The organism is Emticicia sp. (assembly GCF_049241225.1).
GTDB lineage: Bacteria > Bacteroidota > Bacteroidia > Cytophagales > Spirosomataceae > Emticicia.
The window spans coordinates 1-11,842 of the sequence record NZ_JBMLRC010000301.1; the positions used below are offsets into that span (position 1 = coordinate 1).

The 11,842-nt window shown below is 38.8% G+C and carries 9 protein-coding genes; 3 read left to right on the forward strand and 6 right to left on the reverse strand.

Going from position 1 to position 11,842, the window contains the following annotated elements; all coding sequences use genetic code 11:
* Both ACOVO2_RS16135 and ACOVO2_RS16140 read left to right on the forward strand, forming a co-directional pair.
* On the forward strand, positions 1 to 841 hold an 841-nt coding region (locus tag ACOVO2_RS16135; protein ID WP_421770968.1), incomplete at its 5' end, for a LamG domain-containing protein.
* Positions 842 to 855: 14 nt separating this feature from the next.
* Positions 856 to 1,248: a hypothetical protein gene (locus ACOVO2_RS16140; protein WP_421770969.1), complete on the forward strand. Its 393-nt coding sequence runs from the start codon at positions 856 to 858 to the stop codon at positions 1,246 to 1,248.
* 60 nt (positions 1,249 to 1,308) lie between these two features.
* On the opposite strand, the gene lptB is transcribed toward ACOVO2_RS16140, so the two are convergent.
* From lptB to ACOVO2_RS16160, 4 genes are all read right to left on the reverse strand, one after another.
* Entirely contained in the window at positions 1,309 to 2,046 is a 738-nt protein-coding gene (gene lptB, locus ACOVO2_RS16145) for an LPS export ABC transporter ATP-binding protein (RefSeq protein WP_064197642.1), read from the reverse strand.
* 115 nt (positions 2,047 to 2,161) lie between these two features.
* On the reverse strand, positions 2,162 to 3,877 hold the full coding sequence (recJ, locus tag ACOVO2_RS16150) for a single-stranded-DNA-specific exonuclease RecJ (RefSeq protein WP_421770970.1): 1,716 nt from the start codon (positions 3,875 to 3,877) through the stop codon (positions 2,162 to 2,164).
* 160 nt (positions 3,878 to 4,037) lie between these two features.
* Positions 4,038 to 4,967, reverse strand: coding sequence for an MlaD family protein (locus tag ACOVO2_RS16155; protein WP_421770971.1), 930 nt, complete (start codon positions 4,965 to 4,967; stop codon positions 4,038 to 4,040).
* A 136-nt stretch (positions 4,968 to 5,103) separates the two neighbouring features.
* A complete protein-coding gene (locus ACOVO2_RS16160) occupies positions 5,104 to 5,868 on the reverse strand; it encodes an N-acetylmuramoyl-L-alanine amidase family protein (protein ID WP_421770972.1) in 765 nt (254 codons plus the stop codon).
* Positions 5,869 to 6,046: 178 nt separating this feature from the next.
* Between ACOVO2_RS16160 and ACOVO2_RS16165 the strand changes: the two genes are divergently transcribed.
* Positions 6,047 to 9,136 (forward strand): putative LPS assembly protein LptD, encoded by a 3,090-nt coding sequence (locus tag ACOVO2_RS16165; protein ID WP_421770973.1) that lies wholly within the window; start codon positions 6,047 to 6,049, stop codon positions 9,134 to 9,136.
* Positions 9,137 to 9,275: 139 nt separating this feature from the next.
* Here the strand turns inward: ACOVO2_RS16165 and ACOVO2_RS16170 are convergent, their stop codons facing one another.
* Both ACOVO2_RS16170 and ACOVO2_RS16175 read right to left on the reverse strand, forming a co-directional pair.
* A complete protein-coding gene (locus ACOVO2_RS16170; protein ID WP_421770974.1) occupies positions 9,276 to 10,190 on the reverse strand; it encodes a PfkB family carbohydrate kinase in 915 nt (304 codons plus the stop codon).
* Between the two features lie 100 nt (positions 10,191 to 10,290).
* Positions 10,291 to 11,472 carry a hypothetical protein gene (locus ACOVO2_RS16175; protein ID WP_421770975.1) on the reverse strand — a complete coding sequence of 394 codons (1,182 nt, stop codon included), beginning with the start codon at positions 11,470 to 11,472 and terminating at the stop codon, positions 10,291 to 10,293.
* Between the last annotated feature and the right edge of the window lie 370 nt (positions 11,473 to 11,842).

Sequence of the window (11,842 nt, forward strand, 5' to 3'; positions counted from 1 at the left end):
TATACGATTAGTTAGTTGTTTCCCATTTAATGGGAATGCTAATGATTCAAAAGGTCTGAATAATAGTACAGTAAGTGGAGCAACTTTGACTACTGATAGGTATGGAAATGCTAATAGTGCTTATTCATTTGGAGTAAATGATAAAATCGAAACTCAAGTAAATACTTTTAACTATCAAAATTTTTCTATTTCAATTTGGCTTAACTTATACTCTGTACCTCAAAATCCACCATACACATATTCTCTAATAAAACTTAATACCTTTGAAATACTGATGAGTAATAGTCTCTACAATAATAATTCAAGAGCATATTCATTTATGTTTCGAGGTTTATTTTCAAACATTCCTACTCAAATATTGGATAATGCCCGCTGGTATAACGTTGTAATTACCAAAAATGAAAATAATTATAATTTTTTCATAAACGGCCAATTAATTTCATCATTTATTGATAATGTCAATACTATTGATTTTGGTAATTTTCAAACTTCTTTTGGAAAAACAACTTACCAAGGATGGGAATATCCATTCCAGGGCAAAATCGACGACGTACAAATCTATAAGGGAGCATTAACCGCAGGGCAAGTACGAGCTTTATATCAAAATCAAAACTCCTGCTTTGATGCTACGACCTACACTTGTCTATCAAATATAACTTATAACTCAATACTAAACGGTCAGCAAACTTTGCAAGTTAGTAACCAGATAATTGGTAGTAGTACCATACAAACTGGTTCAAACATTCACTTTGATTCAAAGAATTCCGTAATCTTACAACCTGGTTTTAAAACCGAAGCAAATACAGTGTTTAGAGCAAGTGCTGGCGGTGGTTGTAACTAATAAACTCTATTAAAATGCAAAAACAACTTATCATTTTCTTATTTACAATTATTAGCATTCAAGTTCTAGCCCAACCTCCTGCGGGCCCACGAGGCGAACGCCCTCCGATGCCAAATGCAGAACGGTTTACGGAGAGAATGACCAAAGAATTAAACCTGAATGCAGCTACTTCAAAAAAAGTACATGATGCTTTTTTGAATAATATGAAGAAAATGGATGCCGTTTTTGCCAGTAAATTAGAAGAAAAAGATAAAAGAGCAGCTTTAGATGCCAATAAAAAGGCTTTTGAGAAAACGATGAAAAGTATTTTGAGTCCTGCTCAATATGCACAGTTTTTGAAATTAGAAGCCGAACGCCCAGGCCCACCGCCGCCACCTAATGGTGAAAGACCACCAAGACCGAGATAAATAAAAAAATGGTAGTAAGGTTATGAATCTTACTACCATTTTTTGTTAGAAAATCATCTATCAAATCTTACGTTTCAACTCAAAATGTTGGCCGAGATATACTTTTCTGACCAGTTCATCACTTGCCAGTTCTTCGGCAGTCCCTTGGCGGAGAATTTTTCCTTCAAAGAGCAAATACGCTCGGTCGGTGATTGAGAGTGTTTCGTTTACGTTGTGGTCAGTTATCAAAATTCCGATGTTACGGTCTTTGAGTTTAGCAACAATTCCTTGAATTTCTTCTACGGCAATTGGGTCAACGCCTGCAAAAGGCTCATCGAGCAAGATAAACTTAGGGTCAACTGATAATGCACGAGCAATTTCACAACGACGGCGTTCGCCACCCGAACAAACAATTCCTTTATTTTTGCGTACGTGTGTCAAGCTAAATTCTTCGAGCAAAGATTCGGTTTTTTCTTTGCGTTCGGCTTTGGTCATACTGGGTTTTGCCAATTCTAAAACGCCCAAAATATTTTCTTCGACCGTCAAATCTCTGAAAATGGAAGCTTCTTGTGCCAAATATCCTACACCCAATTTTGCACGCTTATACATCGGCAACGACGTAATATCCAAATCATCGAGCCAAACTTTACCGCTATTGGGTTTTACGAGTCCAGTGGCCATATAAAACGAAGTAGTTTTACCAGCACCATTTGGGCCGAGTAGTCCCACAATTTCGCCCTGCCCTACTTGGTAGCTTACGTTATTATTGACCAATCTTTGACCGTATTTCTTTATTAAATTTTCTGTTCTTAAAATCATATTTTGTAGAACAGGTTTTCAACCTGTTGTTTTCTTATTCTCGGCTGAACAAGTTAGAAACTTGTTCTACAAGCAAAATTACGCTTTAATCAACAAAAGTCAGCGTTAATATTTCTTAACTGTACTTAATATCCTTCAACATCAACTGCAAAGTAGTTTTATTGTTGAAAGTATTTTCATCAACCTGATAGGCAACACTAAAATACTTATTTGTGTTCAATCGTTCAAGGTGTTCTTCTGCCATACCAAAGCCAACTGCCGTCAGAATTGCCCCCGTTTCTTCCTCAAAAAGCTCCAAACGCAAATGTTTTTCTTTCATTACTCTCGGTGTATATTTGAGTGTGAGGTTTTCGGTAGCAAAAACTGGTTGCATATTTTCTGGCCCAAATGGCGACATTTGATTCATGATTCGATAAAACTTAGGGTTAATTTCGGCCAGTTTTATTTTTAAATCAACGGTCACAACGGGCGTTAATTGCTCGGGCGTAATATATTTACTCACGACTCTATCAAACTCTAATCTGAAAGCATCAATGTTCTCGATAGGCATCGTCATACCCGCAGCATGGGTGTGTCCGCCAAATTGTTCGAGTAATTCGGCACATTCTTCAATTGCTCCGTAGAGGTTAAACCCTGCCACCGAACGAGCCGAACCTGCCGCTTTTTCGTGCGATTTTGTGAGAATAATCGTAGGTCTATAATATTTTTCGATACAACGACTCGCCACAATTCCGATTACTCCTTTGTGCCAATCTTCTCGGTACAAAACCGTACTTTTGGCAGTATTTGCCAACCACTCGTCGCCTTCAATCATTGCCAATGCTTCTTCGGTCATGCGTGAATCATGCCCCCGACGCTCTAAATTGTGTTTCTGAATTTCGTGGGCAAACTCCAATGCTTCATCATAATCGTCTGATAATAAAAGCTGTACGGCGGCTTTTGCGTGTTTTATTCTTCCTGCGGCATTAATTCTTGGCCCCAACACAAACACCACATTCTCGATATTCATTTGGGTTGTGAAACCTGCCACTTCTTTTAGTGCCTTTAACCCAATTCGTGGATTTTCATTGAGTTTTTTCAAGCCATAAAAAGCCAACACTCGGTTTTCGCCCGTAATCGGCACAATATCGGAGGCAATGCTTACGACACATAAATCCAAAAACTCATAAAGGCTCTCAATCGGCATTTCGGTGCGTATACAAAATGCTTGAAGCAGCTTAAAACCAACGCCATTCCCTGTCAATTCTTTGTACGGATACGGGCAATCTTTACGCTTTGGGTCAAGTACGGCCACGGCATTGGGCAGAGTATCGTCGGGTTCGTGGTGGTCGCAGATAATAAAATCTATATCGAATTTTTCTTTCGCCAAAGTAACTTTATCTTGGGCTTTAATGCCACAATCAAGACAAATAACTAAGGAAACTCCCTGCTCGGCGGCCCATTCAATGCCTTGCACCGAAACCCCGTATCCTTCTTCGTAGCGGTCAGGATTATAATATTCTAAATTACCGTAAAACGTTGATAAGAAGCCATATACCAAGGCCACCGAGGTAGTACCATCGACATCATAGTCGCCATAAACCATTATCTTTTCACCGTTTTCGATAGCTTCTCTGAGTCGAGTAACGGCTTTTTCCATATCGGGCATCAAAAATGGGTCGTGCAGGTGCTCAAGTTTCGGGCGGAAGAAATCTCTTGCCTCATCAAAAGCCGTGATTCCTCGCTGCACGAGCATGGCAGCAAGAGCTTTATCGACATTGATAGCTTGCGAAAGTTCAACAACCGATTCGGTGCTTGGAGTGGGTTTATATGACCAACGTTTTTCGGGCATTATTCAGTTTGTATTTAGGTAACGAAGCACAAAATTACAGATTTATTTATGTTTTTAAGCGAAATTGCTGTGTAATCCAGTATTGAATACATAAAAGCAAAAATCCGTAGCCTGTGGTTTACCTCAAGCTACGGATCCATCAAATATTTTTAAATTTCGATTACTTTTTCTCTTTCTTTCCGAAAAGTGAAAAATGCACATATCGTTTTGGATTGGCTTTCAAATCGGCCATTAGCAAAGCTATATTAGCAGCTGTTCGGTCGAGATTTACGTACAACGAATCGTCTTTTGCAAGTTTACCAAGTGTTCCTTTTCCTTGATTAATTTCTTTGATAACTCCCTGCAAACCAGCTACCGATTTATTGAGCTGATTGACTGTTTCGCCCAATTTCATAGCGTTTAACGAATCGGCAAAAGTATTACTTTTTTGTAAAATCGGCTTGATTTGAGCATCCAGGCTATTAGAGAGTGTATTCAGATTTGCGGTTAAAATAGCAGCATTAGCCGTGATTGCTGAAAGATTTTTTGAATTGGCAGCCACCACGCCATTCACACCGTTGGTAGTTTGGGTAGCACTCGCCATTAGCGTTTTGAGAGCAACAGCCGTTTGGTCAAATTGCTTGATGATAGCCGTTGTGGTTGTCAGAAGTGAGTCAACGTTTTTGAGGGTTGGCGTGAGTTTATCAGTAACTGAAGCAACCATTCCCTTTTCGATTTCACTTCCTATCACTGCTTCGTCGCCAACTGGCTGCCCCGCTTGAATCTTTAATTTTACAACTTTACCACCTAAAAGTCCATTATCGGCCAAAACCGCAATCGTTTTATCGCTAATTTTGATATCTCGCTTGATAGCCAACATTACCTTTATACGGTTTTTGTCTTGCTCTGGCTCAACCAATACCACACGTCCCACAGGCACGCCATTGTAAGTTACTGGATTTGAGGTTTGAAGTCCTTCGGCGTTTTCATAATAGGTAAAATATTCATTTTCGGTTCGGAAAATATCCAAGCCTTTCAAGAAATTAAACCCTAAATAAAATATTGCAAATGCAATAATGCCTAACAAACCAACTTTGTATTCTTTTTTCATAATCACCCCTAACCCCTAAAGGGGAATTAAAGTTTTGCTACAAATTTTGTTACAAAAGTACTTCAAAGCATTAGTAAAAACCTCACATTGAAGTAAAATTATTTCCTTTCACTCCCCTTCAGGGGCTGGGGGTGTGTCATTTCTCTTTCTCTTCTTTATACGCTTTTACTGCCTTAAATATTGCATCGGCCAGTTTTTCTTGCCCTTCGGTACTACCCAATATTTTTTTGTCGGTAGCATTTGTCAAGTAGCCTGTTTCAACATAAACACTTGGCATGGTTGTTTGCCAGAGTAACTGAAACCCCGCTTGTTTTACTCCTCTACTCTTGTGTCCGATTTTCGATATTTGTTTCTCGACCATGCTGGCCAGCTTCACACTTTCTTTCATGAAAGCATTCTGATAATTAGCAAGCATAATATTGGCCATTGGCGAACTAAGGTCGTAGCCTTTGTAGTTTTTCTTGTAATTATCTTCCATCAAGATAACTTCGTTTTCACGCATAGCCAGTTCGAGATTATCTTCGGTTTTATGTAAGCCCATCACGTAAGTTTCCGAACCACTCAACTTTGATGAATGTGGGTTGGCATTTACGTGAATACAAATAAACAAATCTGCTTTGTTTCGATTGGCAATAGCTGCTCGCTCATGTAAAGGTATAAACACGTCGGTTTTTCGAGTGTAGATAACCTTTACCCCAGGCAGATTCTCTTGCAACTTTTTTCCAAGTTTCAGCGTCACACTCAAAGCGATGTCCTTCTCTCGAAGTTTACTATGTTGTGTGCCTGGGTCTTTGCCACCATGCCCTGCGTCAATTACAATCGTTCGAATTTTCCCGCTTTGAGCATGTACAATTTCAAGCGAGAATATGATGATAAGTAGGACTTTAAGAATTTTTAACATGATTTTATGGGCAAACGTTCTTTCACTACTTTATAATAGCTAATTTTGTGCCATTACCGAGCGTTAATAGAATAGTTTTTGCAGAAAAAGCCAAAACTTGAAAGATTAGGTATATACGATTGAATGTTTTTCTCTCGTAGGTCATAGTAATAGCACATTTTTTACAAAGATACGTTTTTTGGAACAACTGAAAAAATATACGATTATCACTTCTCAACCCCTCTCCGATAGAGAGGAGCTTTTATTGACTCTTTTTTTTGATACTAAGAGGCAACCATTCTTTTCATCAAACATTTTTAGAAAAGGATTTAGTTTACTACTATTTTTATTGTCATTCAATATTTTTGCACAATTTCCAACTGGTGGAAGACTTCCAAACTTTGGTGGCGGTAATACTTCTCGCCCCAATACTTCACGCCCAACCACTACTCCACGACCATTTGGAAATAAACTTTTTGAAGAAAAGAAAGACACTACCCGTGTCTCAATTCCTGACTCGCTTCGTAGTAAAGACACCGGCTTACAAACAACCGTAAAATATGTAGCAGAAGATTCGACTGTAATGGATGTTTCGGGGGAAGTGCTTAATCTCTACGGAAAAGCAGTTGTAACTTATGGAGATATTGAGCTAAAAGCTGATTTTATAAAAATTGATTGGGGAAAAAGCGAAATATTTGCTTACGGCTCGCCCGATACTACTAAAGCCAATGGAGTAAAAGGGAAACCGATTTTTACGCAAGGAGGTGATAATTATAATACCGATACGATACGCTATAATTTCAAATCGAAAAAAGCAATTATTAAAAACATTGTAACCCAACAAGGTGAGGGGTTCGTGACGGGCGAACGGGTAAAAAAAGATGCCAACGATGATATGTATTTGGTTGATGCCAAATATACAACCTGTAATCTGAAAGAACCGCACTTTCATATTTCGGCCAGAAAAATCAAACTTGTCAATAAAAAACAAATTATTTCAGGGCCTTTTAACTTTGTATTGAGCGGTATCCCGCTGCCTGTTGGGCTTCCTTTTGGTTTTTTTCCTGTGCCTAAAAATAAGGAAGCAGGTACCTCGGGGATAATCATGGGTACGTATGGCGAAGACCCAAATAATCGTGGCTTTTACTTCCGAGATTTTGGCTATTATTTTGCAGTAAACGAACGAATCGGGGTAAAACTTGTAGGACAAATTTACACAAAAGGAAGCTTCGGGCTAGGTATACAATCGAGCTACTCGAAAAGGTATAAATATTCGGGAAGTTTAAATTTCCAGTATAATTTCAATAATAATACCCCAGAAGTTGTTGGAACAGACGATAATAATAACTACAAAACCAAAGATTTTAACCTAAGTTGGTCGCACTCGCCAGCCAATAAGCGTCCTGACCGTAGTTTTTCATCATCGGTAAACCTACGTAGTAATGGCTTCAACCGAAATAACGTAAACACCGTCGATGTGAGTAACTACCTGAGTAGCACTTCTAACTCTTCGGTACAGTTTGGACGAACTTTTGCACAAAAAATTGTCACAAGTTCGGGTATCAATATTTCGCAAAACTTCACGACCGGTCAAGTTGATGCTTCGGCCAATTATAGCATCGGTCTGAATCAGTTTAACCCTTTTGTTCCTGAAAAAAAACAAATTGGGCGTTGGTTTGAATCGTTTAGGGTTGGCTTAAATGTGAGTGGTGGCTATCAAGCAACCAATACTCGTGTAAACAGCATTACGAGTTATTCAGATTATAAGATTGTCCGTGAAAATGCTGATGGTTCGTTTTCATCTATCGAAGCAAAGCCTTTGACGAATGAAGAAATAAGACTTCGTGATGCCAATCCACTAACCTTGACGATAGAAGAAAGAGCTGCACAGAAAGCATTACAAGAACGCCTAAGCAATGTTAGAAAACTGAATAGCTTAGATGCCATCAACGAAGTTTTGAAAGACGGGAAGTTTACAACTACCTATTCTATTCCGATTTCACTACCCAACTTCAAGATTGCACGCTACATCAACTTTACGCCGAGTATCTCGCTCAGAGGTGATGTTTCGACCCAAAGCCTTAGTTATGAATACATTGCGAGCGAAAACGCAGTGAAAATTGACACCGTTAATGGTTTTTTTCCGACTTACCAAACCTCGGTTTCGGGAGGAATGAATACCCGTGTTTATGGAACTTATCAGTTTAAAGGAAAGGGGCGTTTGCAGGCCATTCGCCATACTTTAGCACCTTCATTGAGCTTGAGTTATGCTCCTGACTTTACGAAACGTCTTTTTGATTACAAAGTGGTAAGGATTGATAAAAGTACCGTAAATGGCGTTACGACTTATGACACCCTACGACGACTCTTATCTAAATATCCAACTTTGGGGTCTTCGGCTGGTGCATCGGGAAATATTAGTTTTAGTTTAACCAACCAACTCGAAGCAAAAGTTCGCTCTAAATCTGATACAGCGGCCAAAGCTTTTGAAAAAATTTCATTACTCGATAATTTGAGTTTAAGCACTGCTTATAACCTATTGGCTATCGGCGATTCGATGAATCTATCGAATATCAATTTGAGTGCAAACACCAATTTATTTAAGAATCTGATAAACCTTAATATGGGAGCAAGCTTTGACCCTTATTATTATCAAGCGGAAAGCACAGACGCTCTAAAAGCATTAAATCCCGCTGGACGAATAATAAAAGATTATAAAGTAACTCGAATGTTTGATGCGAATGGGCAAAGAGTTAATTTTTTCAATAGATTAGCAACACTTCGCTCGGCGAATATTGCCATTTCCACTCGACTTTCGCCAGCTACTTTTAATCCCGATAAAGCAAAACCTAAAAGCAACCCAAATAATAATAGTAGTAATCCACAAATGGATGCAATGAAGAAATTTGTGGCGGCAAATCCTGAATTATATGTAGATTTTTCGATACCGTGGACACTGAGTTTTAGTTATAACTTTAACTATAATAAACAAGGTTTGGCAAAAGCACAAATCACGCAGGCCATTACGGTTCAAGGTGATTTAAGTCTTACACCAAAATGGAAAATTGGTTTTAATACTGGCTATGATATGGTTCTAAAAGCACCAACCTTGACTAATATTACGATTCACCGTGAATTGCACTGTTGGGATATGGCCTTCAACTGGACCCCAATTTCGGGTTTTGCCGCACGCAGTAGTTATTCGTTTACCCTCAATGTACGAAGTGCTTTATTACAAGAATTGAAAGTAAGCCGCAGAAGACAATTTGTTGGTAGTGGAGGGTTTTAATAGTCCACAGTCGATAGTCCACAGTCAACAGTTTGTGGTAGTGAGAATAAAAAAGCCCTTTAACGAATAATCATTAAAGGGCTTTTCTGTATATTAACTCATTTTTCTATTGACCGCTGACCATCGACTGTGGACTATCTTACAACTCAAACGTAGCCAATTTTCTAAATTCATCTACACGAGCTGCGATTTCTTCTTGCGTAAGGTTTTGGATACGCTCCGAACCGAATCTTTCTACACAGAAAGAAGCCATTGCCGAACCATAAACGATGGCACGCTTCATATTTTCAAAACTCAAATCATCGGTTTTTGCCAAGTGAGAGATAAATCCACCTGCGAAAGTATCACCCGCACCTGTTGGGTCGAAAACCTCTTCTAATGGCAATGCTGGGCAGAAGAAAATATCATCGTTTTGGAATAACAATGCACCGTGTTCGCCTTTCTTGATGATTAGCGTTTTTGGTCCCATTGCCATGATAGTTTTGGCTGCACGACGCAACGAATAATCACCCGAAAGCATACGAGCTTCTTCATCGTTGATAGTTACGCAATCAACATCTTTCAATAATGCTTTCAAATCATCTAAAGCAATATCAATCCAAAGGTTCATTGTATCGAGCAATACAAACTTCGGACGTTTGTTCAAACGCTTCAAAACCAAGTGCTGAATAGCTGGAGCGGTATTTCCGAGCATCAAGAAATCACAATCTTGGTACGATGCAGGAATCTTCGGGTCGAAGTTTTCCATTACATTGAGTTGAACCTCAACCGTATCACGGCTATTCATATCGTTGTGGTAGCGGCCATGCCAGAAAAACGATTTCTCACCTTTTCTGATTTCAAGACCGTCTACATTTACGCCATGACTCACCAAAGTGTCAATCATTTCTTGTGGAAAATCTTCGCCAACAACCGCAACGAGGTTATTTTCTTTTACGAAGTATGAAGCAGTGAGCGTGATGAAAGTGGCTGCTCCGCCAATGATTTTATCTGTTTTTCCGAATGGCGTTTCCAATTTATCAAACGCAACCGAACCTACTGTAAGTAATGACATAGATAATTTACCTTTGTAAAAGGATTTTTTTAGTGAAAATGTCTATATTATTGCAAAGTTAACGATTTTTTATTTATTTTTCACTTCGTAAAATAGCTTTTTAAATCGGTGGACAACGCTTAAATTCTTTATTTCTATCAAACAAATATCGGTAAGTGATATAAGTCTTGTATTTTTTTGCCCCCAGCATTTGTGTTACCTTGAGCATTTTGGGGTTAAAATCGGCAATCCAATTGAGTTCGAGAGTTTCATACTGGTAATTTGGCACCCAACATGCCCTCGAAAATGATAAAGCAATGGCCGATTCGATACCACGCCCTTGGTATTCGGGAATTACACCAAAAATTACTCCACGAGCTTTTTTATTGGTTTTCATCAAAGTATGATACAACCACTTGATTTTCCCAATCAGATTCAGTTTACCATTGATATGCTTAATGATTTGGTTCAGCTCGGGAATCATGATAAAAAATGCAATCGGCTCGTCGTTATGATAGCCAAACCACATTAATTCTTCTTCCAAAATTGGTTTCATGGTTTGCATGATGGCTGCTGCTCGCTCAGGAGTCATTTCGCCAGTTGACATATTTTTTGCCCAAGCTTTATTATAAATGATGCGAAAATCTTCGGCAAATTTGGGTAGTTCTTTCTTACTTACGTGCCTAAATTCATAGCCTGGTGTGTTATAAATCCGATTGGCAATCTCGAATAATGCAGGGCGAACAACCTTACGAGCTTCAACTTCGGGAATGGGCAACAGGAATGTGTATTGCTGAAAATAATCTTGAAAACCGTAATTCTCGAAAAAAGCACGGTAGTATTTCTGGTGATAAAACATTCCCCAAGTTGGCTCGGCATCGTGCGGGTCAATGTGCAGGCCCCACCAATTATCACGTTCGCCAAAATTCACCGGGCCATCCATTGCCTCCATACCTCGCTCTTGTAACCATGCTTTGCATTTATCAAACATTGCAAAGGCAACTTCTTGATTATCAATACATTCAAAGAAACCCATGCCACCAGTTGGCTGGTCGTTTTGGTTAGCAGTATTCGGATTCACGAAGGCCGCCACTCGTGCCATGGTCTTGCCCGACTCATCAAGTGCCAACCAACGCACACAATCGCCACCATCAAAAAGTGGATTTTTGGTGTGGTCAAAGATTTTTTCGATGTCTTGGTCGAGTGGACGAATCCAATATTTATTGCCTTTATAAAGGCGTGAAGGAAACTCTAAAAATTCTTTTTGTAGCTTTCTGCTCTCTCCTACTTCTATGATTTGCATACTCTATTACTATTTATGAATGCAAAGATAAGGCTTTTGAGTGTTTTTTACCACTAAGAGACTAAGTTACACTAAGGTATTACCGAAAGATAAATATCGTTTTGATTGTTTGTTTTGTGGTTTGGGAATTTGGAAATTGCATTTAAAACTGGAATTTATTAATGATTATAGATAATTAAAGAAAGTACAGAATATAACCCCTAAAAGGGTGATATTATGCCACTCCTTCGGGGTTTTAAATGGATGTTGTTAATATATTTGCTATAATCATAACACCCCTTCGGGGTTAAGAATACCAATAAAAATCCCGAAGGAATGTAATGATTATAGATAACCAAACAAATTTAATTAATCAAACCCCGAAGGGGTG